Source organism: Micromonospora sp. NPDC005203 (assembly GCF_042872705.1).
Lineage (GTDB): Bacteria > Actinomycetota > Actinomycetes > Mycobacteriales > Micromonosporaceae > Micromonospora.
On the sequence record NZ_JBIAKV010000022.1, the window covers coordinates 19011 to 32466 of the forward strand.

Genomic DNA, 13456 nt, shown 5'->3' on the forward strand with positions numbered 1-13456 from the left:
GGTCGCCGACCCATGGTGGACCCGATCAAGATCGGGACCAGGGAGGCCGTCGCTCCACGACGATTCGTGAAGAGGGCGCGCGAGGTCGACCGCACGAGGCGGTCGCCAGTTGGCCAGTGTACGCCCCTCACCCGTCCAGCCGCCCCGGGGTGCGCGGGGTGGGCCGCTCAGCCCGCCCAGCTCCATCGCGCGAGTCGCCGGGAAGATCGCGCCGCTCCCTGGAAATCAACGCCGTCCCGTAAGGCGAAATTACTGTTCGCCAACCGAGCCTGCATCGCGATCTTGCACTTCCTGCCCCGACATTAGGGGGCATCCCCGCTCAAATCGGCGACAGAAAGTGCAAGATCGGCGCGATTCTCCTGCTCGACGCAGCGGGGGGACCCGTTGGCCACAGCTCTAGCGCAACGGCACTGTCCTGGAAATAGTGCCCTCCGCGTCGCCGGTGGCCACTATTTCCTGGTTGTTGTCCGCACCAACAACGCGCGAGGCCGGTGCCGGATCAGCCGGCCGCGAGTGCGGCGGCGAGGAAGAGCACCAGGCCGACGGTCAGGTAGGCGGTGGGTGGGCGCAACCAGCCCCGACCACCGTCGGCGAGCGCCAGACCTCCGGTTCGCAGCCCGTAGAGCCCGGTCGCGAAGATCGGCAGTCCGGCAACCAGGGCGATACCCACCACCACGTTCCCGGCGTCCACCGGATCGCCGGTCACGCCCGCCAGCAGCACCCGCAGCGCGGGGATCTCGAAGATCAACACCAGCAGCGCGAAGAGTACGGCCAGCACCGGCCGTCGGGTTCGGTAGACGCCGTCGGCCACCGGGGCGTAGGTCGGCGGCTCCGCGGCGGGCAGGTCGGGCCGGGGGCCGATCCCCGGCATCGGACCGGTCGGCATCTCCAGGGGGTGCGGCGTGTCGCCGGCCCGGGTCGGCTCGACGATCGGGTAGCCACCGAGCGGGGCGGGACGAGCCTGCTCGGCGAACACACCACCCGGCGGGACGGCCGCCGACGGAGTGTCGCGAGCGGCCTCCGGCGCGGGACCGGTCAACGGGGGGCCGGTCAACGGGGGCGTCGCGGCGGTGGCCTCCCGGGCGGCCCGACGACCGGGCAGCTCACCGGAGATCTCCGAGGGGTCCCGGTCCGCCCGCCGCGAGCGGGTGGCCCGATAACCGTCCACCTCCGGTCGGGCGGCGCCCGGGTCGACCGCACCGAACCGCCGCGAATCTGCCTCACTCGCCCCGAACCGACCGGCCTGACCGTTGAGGGCGCCGAAGCGACCCGAGTCCGACTCGGGCGTACCGAAGCGGGGTGCGTCCACCGCACTCAGTCCACCGGAGTCCGACTCCGGCGTACCGAAGCGGGATGCGTCGACGGCGCCGAAACGTCCCGAGTCCGACTCCGGCGTACCGAGGCGGCCCCCGTCCACCGCACTCAGCCGACCTGAGTCGGACTCAGGCGTACCGAAGCGGCTGGCGTCGACGGCGCCGAAGCGTCCCGAGTCCGGCTCGCGGCGCCGCCGGACGCCGGTGTCCTCGACGGAGCGGCCGTCTTCCGCGCCACGCTGCTCGGGGATCTCGCCGTCCCGGTACCGCGACTCGCCCGCGCCGCGCCACTCCGACTCGCCGTATCCGCGACCCCGCTCGTCGGGGTACCAGCGCGACTCCTGATCTTCCGGAAAACTCCGTCGTCCGTCCACGTCAGGCACCGTATGCGACCGGCCACGCCCGCGCCATCTCAGCCCGGTCGGCCACGCGCCACCGGTCCCCGCAGCGCAGGCAGCCGCACTGCCGGCACCGGTCCGGGAGGCCCAACGCCGCTAGCACACCGTGCGCATGATCGTCCGGCTGTCCACAGCGACCCCGTTGTCCACAGGTGAGCCACCATCGACGTAGCCGCGGTGGTACCCGGGCGGGCACGGTTCCGGCCATGACGAAGCGGAACCAGGCGGTCGGCGCGTACGGCGAGCGGTGCGCCGCCCGGCACCTGACCGAGGCGGGTCTGCGCCCCATCGCCCGAAACTGGCGCTGTCCGGCCGGCGAGATCGACATCATCGCGTGGGACGGGCCGGTGCTCGCCTTCTGCGAGGTGAAGACCCGCCGGGGCGACGACTTCGGCACCCCGGCCGAGGCGGTCGTGCCGGCCAAGGCACGTCGACTGCGGGGGCTCGCCGCGCGCTGGCTGTCCGAGACCGGCACGACCGCCGACGAAGTGCGTTTCGACGTGCTGTCGGTGCGGCTGCCGGACGCCGGTCCGGCACAGGTGGACCACCTCAAGGGTGCGTTCTGAGATGCGCGTTCCGAAGGATCGGTGACATGCCGTGAGCTACGCGAAGGTGCTCTGCGTCGGGCTGGTCGGGGTCACCGGCCACCTGGTCGAGGTGGAGGCCGACCTGGCCGCCGGCCTGCCGGCCGTGGTGATCTCCGGCCTGCCGGACACCGCCCTGCACGAGGCCCGCGACCGCGTTCGCGCGGCCGTGGTCAACTCCGGCCAGCGCTGGCCCAACCGGCGGATCACCCTCAACCTGCTGCCCGCGACGCTGCCGAAATCCGGCTCGGCCTTCGATCTGGCCATCGCCGCGGCTCTCCTGGGCGGCTCGGGTGAGCTGCCACTGCTTCCCTTGGAGGGGGTGGTGGTCCTCGGCGAGTTGGGGTTGGACGGCACCGTCCGGCCGGTGCGCGGTGTGCTCCCGATGGTCGCCGCCGCGGCCCAGGCCGGCATCACACGGGTGATCGTCCCGGTCGGCAACGCCGCCGAGGCCGCGGCCATCCCCGGCGTACGGGTGCGAGCGGTGGACTCCCTGCACCGGCTGGTCGCCTACGTTCGGGACGGCGCCCCGCTGATCGAGCCGCCGGAGGCCACCTCGGCGCCGGCCGTGGACGGGCCGGATCTCGTCGACGTCGCCGGGCAGCAGTTCGGCCGCCGCGCACTGGAGGTCGCGGCGGCCGGCGGGCATCACGTGGCGCTGCTCGGGCCGCCAGGCGCCGGCAAGACGATGCTCGCCGAGCGGCTGCCGTCGATCCTGCCCGAGTTGGACGACGACGCGGCACTGGAGGTCACCGCCCTGCATTCGGTCGCCGGGCTGCTACCGCCGGGCGGTCAATTGCTGCGTCGCCCACCGTTCCAGGCGCCGCACCACACCGCGAGCGTGCCGTCGCTCGTCGGTGGCGGCTCGGGGCTGGCCCGACCCGGCGCGGTGTCGCTGGCGCATCGCGGCGTGCTGTTCCTCGACGAGGCCCCCGAGTTCAGCAAGGGCGCGCTGGAGGCGCTGCGCCAACCGCTCGAAGACGGTCACATCCGGCTCACCCGCAGCGGGGGCGGCACGGTCTATCCGGCCCGAACCCAGTTGGTGCTGGCCGCCAACCCTTGCCCGTGTGCCCAACCAGCAGGCGACGCCCGTTGTGAGTGCAGCCCGCTGGTCCGCCGCCGCTACCTGGGCCGGCTCTCCGGGCCACTGCTCGACCGGATCGACGTCCAGGTGCGGTTGATGCCGGTGCGAGCGGCCGAGCTGATGGCGACCGACGGCGGCGTCGAGTCCTCGGCGACGGTCGCCGCCCGGGTGACGGCCGCCCGGCAGGCGGCGGCCACCCGCTGGGCCGGCCTCGGTCGACGACTCAACGCCGAGGTGGATGGCCCGTACCTACGCCGACCGCCGTGGCGGCTGCCAACCCGGGTCACCGCCGAGTTGCGGGGCAGGCTCGACTCCGGCTCGCTGTCCGCCCGCGGCTTCGACCGGGTGATCCGGATGGCGTGGACCGTCGCGGACCTGGACGGTCGGGACCGACCAGACCTGGACGACGTCCGGGAGTCGCTGCAACTACGGACAGGAGAGGCGACGTGAGCGCCGATGACGACCGCAGGCTGGCCCGGGTCGCACTGACCTGGCTGGCCGAACCGGGCACCCGCGTGGTCCACCAACTGGTCGACCGGCTCGGCCCGGTGGCGACCCTGGACCTGCTGCTCGACGGCGGCAGCCCGGACAGCCGGGTGCGTACCGCGGTGGCCGCCCGGTCGGTGGCCGGCGACGCCCGGACGGTGGCGGCCGAGGCGCTGGACCGGGCGGACCGGCTCGGCGCCCGCCTGGTCACACCGGACGACGAGGAGTGGCCGGCACGGGTGGCCTGCCTGTCCACGCTGCGCCTGCCGGACGTCAGCCGCCGGGTGGACGGTGAGACCGCCCCACCGCTCTGCTTCTGGGTACGCGGGGCCTGGCCGCTGGGTGAGGCGCTGGACCGTTCGGTGGCGGTGGTCGGTGCGCGGGCGGCCACCGGCTACGGCCTGCACGTCGCGACCGAACTGGGATACGGGCTGGCCGAACGGGACTGGACGGTCGTCTCCGGTGGCGCGTTCGGCATTGACGCCGCCGCGCACCGGGGTGCCCTCAACTCGGGCGGCCTGACCGTCGCGGTGCTCGCCTGTGGGGTGGACCGGCCATATCCGATGGGCAACACCGCGCTCTTCGACCGGATCGCCGACACCGGGCTGCTGGTCAGCGAGTGGCCACCCGGCGCGGAGCCGCTGCGGCCCCGGTTTCTGATCCGCAACCGGGTCATCGCCGGGGCCACTCTCGGCACCGTCGTGGTGGAGGCGTCGGCGCGCAGCGGCGCGACGCAGACCGCCCGGCGGGCCATCTACACCAATCGGGTCGCCATGGTGGTGCCTGGCCCGGTGACCTCGGCGATGTCCGTCGGCGCGCACGAGCTCCTGCGCGAGTACCCCGACAAGGCTCGGTTGGTCACCGGGGTGGCGCACGTGCTCGAGGAGGTGGGGCGGATCGGGGCCGACCTGGCGCCGGTGGCGCGCGGACCGCAGCGGCCCACCGACGCGCTCGACGACGAAGCGCGGTCACTGCTGGAGGCACTGCCTCGTCGCGGCGCGCTGGGAGTGGACCGGCTCGCCGCCCGCGCCGGTGTCGACGTTCGGATCGCGTTGCGAAAGCTGTCCCTGCTCGAGGAGTTGTCCATGGTGGTTCGTCGAGACGACGGCTACGCCCTCGCCCCCCAACCCTGCGTCAAGAAGGGGGAAGGTCGGACCTGAGATGGACGAGCACGTCGCGCTCCCAGGCCGCCAGCTCCGCGGCGGCTCTACTACCGGCGTCGGTTTCGTCGAGGTACGGCTTGAGCGCGCGGGCCGCGCAGACCAACCCGGCGGCCCGGACCAGCCGGCGCATGTCCTCGGGACCCAACAATCGCCACTGCGGCGCGACCCGAGCTGCCTCCGCCGTCCGCATCGGCAGCGCGGCGTTGAACGCGTCGATCGCGTGCCGGGGGTCCAGCAGCGCGACCTCCCGGGTCGGGACGGTGTGGGTGAGAGCGACAGCGGTCAGGAGCAGCCGTCGGACGGCCGCTTCACGGGGTCGATGCCATCGACACGTTGCGTCTGATCGAGCAGCACGCCGTAGGCGGCGGAGTAGGCCGGCCACTCGGCCGGGGCAACCTCGGCGCCCTCCTGACTGAGGCGCCAGGTGAACAGTTGCAGTACGCCCAGCCAACCGTTGCCCGTCGATCTCCAACTCCAGCAGCCGCGGCGGGCGTTGCCGATGATGACCGCCTCGTCGCCGACGAACCTCAACCAGCGAAACGTGGCCAGGTCCGACGAACACCGGCACCGTGGCGGCCGGTGACCCTCGTCGCTCGGCCGTAGGCTGGTGCCGTGCCAGCTGCCGGTAAAGGTGCCTGGGCCGCTGGACCGGTCCGCAAACCGGCGCGGCCACGATGAGTCGGCCCGATCGAGGCACCCGGGCCATGCACCAGTCGCTGCCGCCCGAGCTGCGCGACGCCGTCGACGACTTCGCCGCGCACCTGTCCCGGGTGCGTAACCGGTCGGTGCACACCGTCCGCGCGTACGTCACGGATCTCGTCTCGTTGCTCGACCACGCCGTCCGGATGGGTAGCGTCGACCTCGCCGACCTGGACCTGTCGGTGCTGCGCAGCTGGTTGGCGCGGCAACGCACCACCGGGGCGGCCCGCACCTCGCTGGCCCGGCGGGCAGCGTCGGCGCGGGCCTTCAGCGCCTGGGCGCACCGGGCCGGGCTGCTCCCCGCCGACGTGGGGGCCGCGTTGGCCAGCCCTCGGGCGCACCGGGAGCTGCCCACCGTCCTGCGCGCCGACCAGGCCGCCGCCCTGGTCGAGGCACCGGCCCGGCCGGCCCCGCGCCCGCCCGCGCCACGATCGGCCGAGGCACCTGCCGAGCAGGCCCCGTTCGCAACCGCGCCACGGTCGGTCAAGGCACCTGCCGAGCAGGCCCCGTTCGCAACCGCGCCACGGTCGGAAGCGGCGGCGGACACCGCGGCGGAGGCGGTGCCGTTGCGGGACCGGGTGTTGCTGGAGCTGCTCTACGCGACCGGGGTACGGGTCAGCGAGGTCTGCGGGTTGGACGTCGGCGACGTCGACCATGGCCGGCGGGTGATCCGGGTGTTCGGTAAGGGTGGGCGGGAGCGCGCGGTGCCGTACGGGGTGCCCGCGCAGCGAGCATTGAACGACTGGTTGCGCCGAGGCCGCCCGGCGTTGGTGGGCGCCCGCTCCGGAGACGCGTTGCTGTTGGGTGCGAAGGGCGGTCGGCTCAACCCGACGACGGCGCGTCAGATCGTCGGCGCGTACGCCGAGGCCGTCGGCCTGCCCCGGACGAGCCCGCACGGTCTGCGCCACTCGGCGGCCACCCACCTGCTGGAGGGTGGTGCGGACCTGCGGGCCGTCCAGGAGCTGCTGGGCCACTCGTCGCTGGCGAGCACGCAGATCTACACGCACGTGTCGGTGGAGCGGTTGCGTGCCGCCTACCGTCAGGCCCACCCGCGCGCCTGACGTCGAGCGGCAACGCGCCGTGCACCGGCAGGCCCACCCGCCCGCCCGACCAAGCACCGGAGGCGAACGAACCCGACGGTTACGATCATCAGGTGAGCGTCCCGCAGCCCCCTGAGCCGATCCCGGGCGCCCGTCTGCTCTTCTCCCTGGACCCGGCGGTCAGCCATCTCAACCACGGCTCGTTCGGCGCGGTCCCGGTCGCCGTGCAGCGAGCCCAGCAGCGGCTGCGCGACGAGATGGAGGCCAACCCGCTGCGCTTCTTCACCCAGGGCCTGGTCGACCGGATCGCCCACACCCGCCGGCACCTCGCCGGTTTCCTCGGCGCCGACCCCGACGGCAGCGCCCTGGTGGGCAACACCACGACAGGCGTCGCCGTGGTCCTCCAGTCGCTGGGCCTGCAACCCGGCGACGAGGTGCTCAGCACCGACCACGGGTACGGGGCAGTGAGCCTGGCCATCCAGCGCGAGTGTCGCCGCACCGGGGCGGTCAGCCGCGTCCTGCCCATCCCGCTGGACGCCACCGACGAACAGATCGTGCAGATCATCCGCGCCGGGCTGCGCCCGGGGCGGACCCGGCTGCTCGTCGTCGACCAGCTCACCTCGGCCACCGCGAAGCTCTTCCCGACCGCCGCCATCGTCGGGGCGTCCCACGAGCAGGGCGTGCCCGTCCTGGTGGACGCGGCACACGCCCCCGGAATGCTGGCCACCCCGGTGAGCGGCATCGGTGCCGACTTCTGGGCCGGCAACCTGCACAAATGGGCGTACGCCCCGCGCGGGACCGCGCTGCTGACGGTGGCACCGCGGTGGCGGGACCGGATCGAACCGCTTGTGGTCTCCTGGGAGCAGGAGTCGGGTTTCCCGGCCCGGATCGAGTGGCAGGCGACTCTCGACTACACGTCCTGGCTGGCCGCCCCGGCGGGGCTGTTCACGTTGCGCAGTCTCGGCCTGGATCGGGTGCGGGCGCACAACGCCGCGCTCGCCGCGTACGGCCAGCGGGTGGTGGGGGACGCGCTCGGGGTGGCACCCGCCGACCTGCCCGACCCCGGCGGGCCGGGGGTGTCGCTGCGTCTCATCCCGCTGCCGCCCGGCACGGGCACCACGATCGACGCGGCCCGGGCGTTGCAGGCGCGGATCGGCGAGCGGCTCGCCACCGAAGTCGCGGTGATGAGCTGGAACGGCCGGGGGTGGCTGCGGCTCACCGGTCAGGTCTACAACACCGCCGACGAGTACGAGCGGTTGGCCGTGCGCCTGCCGGCGCTGCTCGCCCAGCGCTGACCTCGCCGCCGCCGGCTCCCCCGACCGGGAGTAGGCGCACCGGGCCGAGGCCGAGCAGGGCAAGCGGATCGAGATACTCCTCGCTCCGGCGGAGCCCCCAGTGCAGGCACGCCTCGGCCGGGCAACCCGGATGACCGGGCAGCAGCCCGCCCAGCGGTGTGCCGGCGGTGACCGGCTGGCCGGGTCGTACGGCCGGTTGGACCGGCTCGTGGGTGGTCCGCAGGCCACCGGCGTGGCCCACGGTGACCACCGGCCGGCCGGCCACCAGGCCGGCGAAGAGCACCGTGCCCGGCCCCGGGCTGCGGATCAGCACTCCGGCCGGGGCGGCCAGGTCGACGCCGCGGTGGCCCGGCAGCCATGGTCGCGGCGGCGGGTCGAACCGGCGCACCGGACGAGGCTGCCCGTCGACCGGCCAGCGGAACCGCCCGGCCGGCATCGGGACGGCCGGCACCGGGACGACGGGCGGCGGTGGGTCGGCCGGCGGTGGGTCGGCGAGCCGGACGGTCCGGGCGGCGACCGGCACGGTCGGCGTCGGTGGTTGGCCGGGCGCCGCCACGACCAGCACCGCCAGCCCGCCGAGCTGGACGGTCAGTGCGAGCGGGAGCGCGACGCAGGACAGCAGCGTGTGGCGGATCGCATGAACGGATCGTGGTCGCATGACGGCAGCCTCGGCCGAGGCTGGCTCGTCCGCCAGCCCGGCCGGCGGGGCTGTGGACAACCGGAGTGGCTGTGGACGACCACCCAACAGCCTCGGTGATCTGTTATGCGGACGCCGTCCACGCCGCAACCGGCCGACCGCACTCCGCCTCGGCTGACCGCCCTTGTGAAACAGGCCATAGGCTGGGCCGAGTACGGCGGGTGCCGCCGTGTGGACCGGGGAGGCCCAGATATGACCACTGTCGATGACCGGACGCCGACGGTGGCCGACGTGAGCGGCCCGTCCCGGCTCGCGGGGCCGGACGAGGCGATCAGCGCCGAGGAGTTGCAGCTCGCCGCCCGCAACCACGGCATCCCGTTGGAGGCGCTGCGTTACGACGTCACCCCGGCCGGGCTGCACTACCTGCTCATCCACTACGACATCCCGGAGCTGGACGCGGCGACGCACACGCTGACCATCGGCGGCGCGGTGGACCGGCCGCTGACGGTCACGCTCGCCGAGCTACGCGAGCGACCGCGGGTCACCCACCAGGTGACGCTGGAGTGCGCCGGAAACGGCCGAGCCCTGCTGCACCCTCGGCCGGTCAGCCAGCCGTGGCTGGTCGAGGCGGTCGGCAACGCCGAGTGGACCGGCACCCCCCTTGCTCCGCTGCTGCGGGAGGCGGGCCTCGACCCGGCCGCGGTGGACGTGGTCTTCACCGGCGCGGACCACGGCGTCGAGCGCGGGATCGAGCAGGACTACCAGCGGGCGCTTCCGGTCGCCGACGCGCTGCGCGAGGAGGTGCTGCTGGCGTACGAGATGAACGGCGCTCCCCTGCTGCCGCAGCACGGTGCGCCGCTGCGGCTGATCGTGCCGGGCTGGTACGGCATGGCGCACGTGAAGTGGGTCCACTCCGTCGACGTCCGGACCGAGCCGTTCGAGGGTTATCAGAACGCGGTCGCCTACCGGGTGCGCACCGACGCCGACGACCCGGGAGTGCCGGTGACCCGGATCGAGCCACGTGCGCTGGTCCGGCCGCCCGGCTTTCCGGACTTCATGTCCCGTCGCCGGGTCGTGCGGGCCGGTGCGTGCACGGTGGACGGTCGGGCGTGGTCGGGGCACGCGCCGGTGGTCGCCGTGGAGGTCACCACCGACGGTGGGCAGAGCTGGGCTCCGGCCGAGCTGGACCCGGCCGGCGGGGGCGACTTCGCCTGGCGGCGTTGGCGGTACGAGTGGACCGCCGCCCCCGGCCGGTACGTGCTCGGCGCGCGGGCGACCGACGCGTCCGGGCGGACCCAGCCGGTCGAGCAGCCGTGGAACCGTGGCGGCTTCGCCAACAACCTGGTGCAGCGGGTCGAGGTCGTGGTGCCGGCCGAGTGACCGGCAGGTGCCACGCCACGGGTGGGGGACCCACGGCGCGGCTGAGCGGTGTGGCTGAGCGGCGTGGCCGCGGTCAGCCGCCGAAGCCGGAGTCGGCGGGCAACGAGATGTCGGGCTTCTCCAGCTCTTCGACGTTCACGTCCTTGAAGGTCATCACTCGGACGTTCTTCACGAAACGGGCCGGACGGTACATGTCCCAGACCCAGGCGTCGTGCATCTCGACCTCGAAGTAGACCTCGCCGTCAGAGTTGCGCACGTGCAGGTCGACCTGGTTGGCCAGGTAGAACCGACGCTCCGTCTCCACCACGTACGAGAATTGGCGGACAATGTCGCGGTACTCCCGGTAGAGCTGCAGCTCCATCTCGGTCTCGTACTTCTCGAGATCTTCCGCGCTCATCGCACTCCGCCTTCCATGGCCACATCTTCCCCCACCGGCGTCGGAGGCCGAGGCTGCTCGCCCAACGCCACGCCGACGGTACCCCCTGACGCCCCGGAGCGCTCCATCGGCTCGTCCCAGCCGGGACCGCCGGGACGTCTGGCGCGTGGCGGCCGTCCGTCGCGGCCCGAGACCGTCGCGACATTGACGTACGAGAACCGGTGCTCGCGGCACGGTCCGTGCTCGCGCAGCGCCGCCGAGTGCTCCGGGGTGATGTAACCCTTGTGCTCGGCGAAGCCGTACGCCGGAAACACCCCGTCCAACTCCACCATCAACCGGTCCCGAGTGACCTTGGCGAGGACGCTCGCCGCCGCGACGCACGCCGCCACCCGGTCACCCTTCCACACCGCGAGCCCCGGCACGCCCAGCCCGTCCACGCCGAAGCCGTCGGTCAGCACGTACTCCGGGCGGGTGGTGAGCGAGGCGAGCGCCCGGCGCATCGCGGCCAGGTTGCACACGTGCAACCCCCGGGCGTCGACCTCCTCGGCGGGGATGACGACCACGGCGTACGCGAGGGCGCGGTCCACCACCTCGGCGTACACCCGTTCCCGACTGGCCGGGGTCAGCAGCTTCGAGTCGGCCAGCCCTTCGATCTCGCCGCGCCGACCTTCGGGCAACACCGCGGCGGCGGCGACGAGCGGACCGGCACACGCGCCCCGGCCCGCCTCGTCGGCGCCGGCGACGTGTCGGAAGCCGCGCCGCTGCAGCGCCCGTTCCAGGGCGTAGAGGCCGGCCTCACGGCGCACCACCGTGCGCGGCGGGGTCAGCATGGCGCCTCGCCCTGGTCTGCGGTGGTCGACATCCCCAGCCGGGTCAGCAGGGCGGGCAACTCCGGTGGGTAGAACCGGTCGCCGCTGGCCACCAACGCCGTGGGAAGCCACCAGCGGTGGTCGGCGATGCTGCGCCGCTCGATGTCGTTGAAGCCCGTGGTGTCCACCCGCCAGGATTTCACCCGGACGAGGAAGAAATCCTGCTCCTGGCGGTACCAGACGCCGTCGAAGGAGAACTCGGTCGCGTCGGACCAGACCGGCTCACCCAACTCAACCGGGTCGAGTCGCAGGCCGGTCTCCTCGGCCAACTCGCGGGCGGCGCCCACAGCCGGCGCCTCCCCCGGGTCGAGCCCACCACCGGGGGTGAACCAGTAGCGGTGCCCCGGTCGGGCCGGGTCGAAGCCCTCGAAGAGCAGGACCCGGCCGGCCGCGTCGACGAGCAGCACGCGGGCCGCGCGTCGAGGGGTGTAGACACGGTTGGCACTGTTCACGCCTGCGGGGCTCGCAAGCTCACTCCTCGGGCTCACGGTCACCGCACCAGCCTGCCAGACCGACGCCGGATCGCCCACGCCCCGTCGGCCTACGGCTTGGGAATGCCGTCGAACCCGTCGGGCACCGTCAGCCAGGTGGCCCGGTTGACCGGCCAGAAGACGGTGAACGCCCGCCCGATCACGTCGTCCTCGGGGATGGTGGCCTCGGTGATGTTCTGCCCGGACTGCTGCCAGTGCTCCAGCGAGTCACCGGAGGCCGAGCGGTGGTCACCCATCACCCACAGCCGACCCTTCGGCACGGTGATGTCGAACTCCTGGTCGGCCGGCTTGTCGCGGACCCCGTCCATCGAGAAGATGTACGGCTCGTCCAACGACTTGCCGTTGATCATCAGCCGTTCCTGCGGGTCGCAGCAGACCACGTGGTCACCGGGAACGCCGATCACCCGCTTGATGAAGTCCTCGCCCTTGGGATTGCCGCTCCACTCGATCGGAGCCTTGAAAACGATCACCTCGCCGCGGTGCGGTGATCGGAAGTCGTAGACCAGCTTGTTGACCAGCACCCGGTCGTCGATCTTGAGAGTGTTCTCCATGGACGGGGAGGGGATGAAGAAGGTCTGCAGCACGAAGGCGCGGACCAGCACCGCGACCAGGATCGCCACACCCAGCAGGATCGGCAGCTCCTTCCAGAAGGAGCTGCGCGGCTTGTCGGTCTGCTCGTCAATCACGCCAAGGAGCCTACGTTGCCGAACTGGACGTCATCGACCGGAACGCGCGGGAACCACGGAGAGCGGCCGCCAACGGGAGGATCAGCACCACACCGCCCTGCGGGGTCGGTCGCGCCGGGGGCACGCCCGAGGATGCCACGCTCGGCCCGGACACGTCGTCGAACGTCGACGGCACCGGCAGCGAGTGCCACCGCGACGAGGGCCAGACCACCATGAAGGCGCGGCCGATCACGTTGTCGATCGGCACCGGACCCTGGCAACGCGCGTCCTGGGAGACCTCCCGGTGGTCGCCCATCACGAAGATCTGACCTGGCGGTACGACGACATCGTCGAAGCGCCGGGAGCGGCACTCCGAGGGGTTCGGCGGCAGGTCCAGCGGGGAGTCCCGCAGGACGTACGGCTCGTCGAGGGGCGTGCCGTTGACTGTCACCCGCCCCTGACTGTCGCAGCACCTGACCCGGTCGCCGGGGAGACCGATCACCCGCTTGATGAAGTCCTTCTCACCGGGACGACTCACCCCGATCAGGTCGCCGACGGTCCGGGTCACCTTGCCGACGAAGCCCGGCTTCGGCTGCTCGTCGACCTGTGGCGCCCACCGGTCGGTCCCCCGGAAGACCACCACCTCGCCGCGGACCGGGTCACGGACGTCGTAGACGACCTTGTTGACCAGCACCCGATCATCGACGAGAAGCGTGTCCTCCATCGAGCCGGACGGGATGTAGAACGCCTGGAGCAGGAAGGTGCGGATCAGCACCGCGAGGCAGAACGCCACCACCAGCAGCAGCGGCAGCTCCTGCCAGAGCGGCATCTGCCGGCGGGTGCGGCGAGCCCGTCGGCGCCACGGATCGACGGTGCCGTCCTCGTCAAGCGTCTGCACCACGCCACTCCCCGGTCCGCAGAAACACCACCGCCCGGGAGCCTCGTCGAGGCTCCACGGGCGGCAGTGGACGGCTAC

General features: G+C 72.9%; 15 protein-coding genes. 6 read left to right on the forward strand and 9 right to left on the reverse strand.

The genetic code is table 11. The features are described 5' to 3' along the window. Positions 1–499: 499 nt before the first annotated feature. On the reverse strand, positions 500–1687 hold the full coding sequence (locus tag ACFYPM_RS30495; RefSeq protein WP_387204312.1) for a hypothetical protein: 1188 nt from the start codon (positions 1685–1687) through the stop codon (positions 500–502). A 230-nt stretch (positions 1688–1917) separates the two neighbouring features. Between ACFYPM_RS30495 and ACFYPM_RS30500 the strand changes: the two genes are divergently transcribed. The 3 genes from ACFYPM_RS30500 to ACFYPM_RS30510 are packed head-to-tail and all read left to right on the forward strand — an operon-like array spanning position 1918 to position 5025. Next, on the forward strand, positions 1918–2277 hold the full coding sequence (locus tag ACFYPM_RS30500) for a YraN family protein (protein ID WP_357572114.1): 360 nt from the start codon (positions 1918–1920) through the stop codon (positions 2275–2277). A 31-nt stretch (positions 2278–2308) separates the two neighbouring features. After that, complete coding sequence (locus ACFYPM_RS30505; RefSeq protein ID WP_387204316.1) at positions 2309–3829, forward strand: YifB family Mg chelatase-like AAA ATPase; 1521 nt, start codon at positions 2309–2311, stop codon at positions 3827–3829. After that, on the forward strand, positions 3826–5025 hold the full coding sequence (locus tag ACFYPM_RS30510; protein ID WP_387204319.1) for a DNA-processing protein DprA: 1200 nt from the start codon (positions 3826–3828) through the stop codon (positions 5023–5025). The genes ACFYPM_RS30505 and ACFYPM_RS30510 overlap by 4 nt, the downstream gene beginning before the upstream one ends. On the opposite strand, the gene ACFYPM_RS30515 is transcribed toward ACFYPM_RS30510, so the two are convergent. After that, positions 5000–5218, reverse strand: coding sequence for a hypothetical protein (locus tag ACFYPM_RS30515; RefSeq protein ID WP_387204321.1), 219 nt, complete (start codon positions 5216–5218; stop codon positions 5000–5002). The genes ACFYPM_RS30510 and ACFYPM_RS30515 overlap by 26 nt on opposite strands. A gap of 92 nt (positions 5219–5310) precedes the next feature. After that, positions 5311–5559 carry a hypothetical protein gene (locus tag ACFYPM_RS30520; protein WP_387204323.1) on the reverse strand — a complete coding sequence of 83 codons (249 nt, stop codon included), beginning with the start codon at positions 5557–5559 and terminating at the stop codon, positions 5311–5313. Positions 5560–5702: 143 nt separating this feature from the next. Here ACFYPM_RS30520 and ACFYPM_RS30525 point away from each other — a divergent pair, with 143 nt between their 5' ends. Together ACFYPM_RS30525 and ACFYPM_RS30530 are read left to right on the forward strand one after the other, a co-directional pair. Then, positions 5703–6788 (forward strand): tyrosine recombinase XerC, encoded by a 1086-nt coding sequence (locus ACFYPM_RS30525; protein ID WP_387204326.1) that lies wholly within the window; start codon positions 5703–5705, stop codon positions 6786–6788. A gap of 92 nt (positions 6789–6880) precedes the next feature. Beyond that, entirely contained in the window at positions 6881–8062 is a 1182-nt protein-coding gene (locus ACFYPM_RS30530; protein ID WP_387204329.1) for an aminotransferase class V-fold PLP-dependent enzyme, read from the forward strand. On the opposite strand, the gene ACFYPM_RS30535 is transcribed toward ACFYPM_RS30530, so the two are convergent. Then, entirely contained in the window at positions 7983–8720 is a 738-nt protein-coding gene (locus tag ACFYPM_RS30535) for a murein hydrolase activator EnvC family protein (protein ID WP_387204332.1), read from the reverse strand. The two genes, ACFYPM_RS30530 and ACFYPM_RS30535, sit on opposite strands and share 80 nt — an antisense overlap. Before the next feature lie 231 nt (positions 8721–8951). On the opposite strand from ACFYPM_RS30535, the gene ACFYPM_RS30540 reads away from it, so the two are divergent. Then, on the forward strand, positions 8952–10079 hold the full coding sequence (locus ACFYPM_RS30540) for a sulfite oxidase (protein WP_387204335.1): 1128 nt from the start codon (positions 8952–8954) through the stop codon (positions 10077–10079). 73 nt (positions 10080–10152) lie between these two features. Here ACFYPM_RS30540 and ACFYPM_RS30545 read toward each other — a convergent pair whose 3' ends face one another. The 5 genes from ACFYPM_RS30545 to lepB (ACFYPM_RS30565) form a co-directional block, all read right to left on the reverse strand. Further along, the gene (locus ACFYPM_RS30545) at positions 10153–10476 is read right to left on the reverse strand and encodes a DUF2469 domain-containing protein (protein WP_007075222.1); all 324 of its coding nucleotides are present in this window, start codon (positions 10474–10476) and stop codon (positions 10153–10155) included. Beyond that, entirely contained in the window at positions 10473–11285 is an 813-nt protein-coding gene (locus tag ACFYPM_RS30550) for a ribonuclease HII (RefSeq protein WP_387204338.1), read from the reverse strand. Before ACFYPM_RS30550 ends, ACFYPM_RS30545 begins: the two co-directional genes overlap by 4 nt. After that, positions 11279–11776: an NUDIX hydrolase gene (locus tag ACFYPM_RS30555; RefSeq protein WP_387204341.1), complete on the reverse strand. Its 498-nt coding sequence runs from the start codon at positions 11774–11776 to the stop codon at positions 11279–11281. Before ACFYPM_RS30555 ends, ACFYPM_RS30550 begins: the two co-directional genes overlap by 7 nt. Positions 11777–11865: 89 nt before the next feature. Beyond that, a complete protein-coding gene (gene lepB, locus ACFYPM_RS30560; RefSeq protein WP_387204344.1) occupies positions 11866–12501 on the reverse strand; it encodes a signal peptidase I in 636 nt (211 codons plus the stop codon). A gap of 10 nt (positions 12502–12511) precedes the next feature. After that, positions 12512–13381 (reverse strand): signal peptidase I, encoded by an 870-nt coding sequence (gene lepB / locus ACFYPM_RS30565; protein WP_387204347.1) that lies wholly within the window; start codon positions 13379–13381, stop codon positions 12512–12514. Positions 13382–13456 lie beyond the last annotated feature (75 nt).

Bases quoted from the DNA above. Each gene is read 5' to 3' on its own strand.
- ACFYPM_RS30500 (WP_357572114.1), top strand. From the start codon at position 1,918: ATGACGAAGCGGAACCAGGCGGTCGGCGCGTACGGCGAGCGGTGCGCC.
- ACFYPM_RS30515 (WP_387204321.1), bottom strand. From the start codon at position 5,218: ATGCGGACGGCGGAGGCAGCTCGGGTCGCGCCGCAGTGGCGATTGTTG.
- ACFYPM_RS30525 (WP_387204326.1), top strand. From the start codon at position 5,703: ATGAGTCGGCCCGATCGAGGCACCCGGGCCATGCACCAGTCGCTGCCG.
- ACFYPM_RS30535 (WP_387204332.1), bottom strand. From the start codon at position 8,720: ATGCGACCACGATCCGTTCATGCGATCCGCCACACGCTGCTGTCCTGC.
- ACFYPM_RS30540 (WP_387204335.1), top strand. From the start codon at position 8,952: ATGACCACTGTCGATGACCGGACGCCGACGGTGGCCGACGTGAGCGGC.
- ACFYPM_RS30545 (WP_007075222.1), bottom strand. From the start codon at position 10,476: ATGAGCGCGGAAGATCTCGAGAAGTACGAGACCGAGATGGAGCTGCAG.
- ACFYPM_RS30550 (WP_387204338.1), bottom strand. From the start codon at position 11,285: ATGCTGACCCCGCCGCGCACGGTGGTGCGCCGTGAGGCCGGCCTCTAC.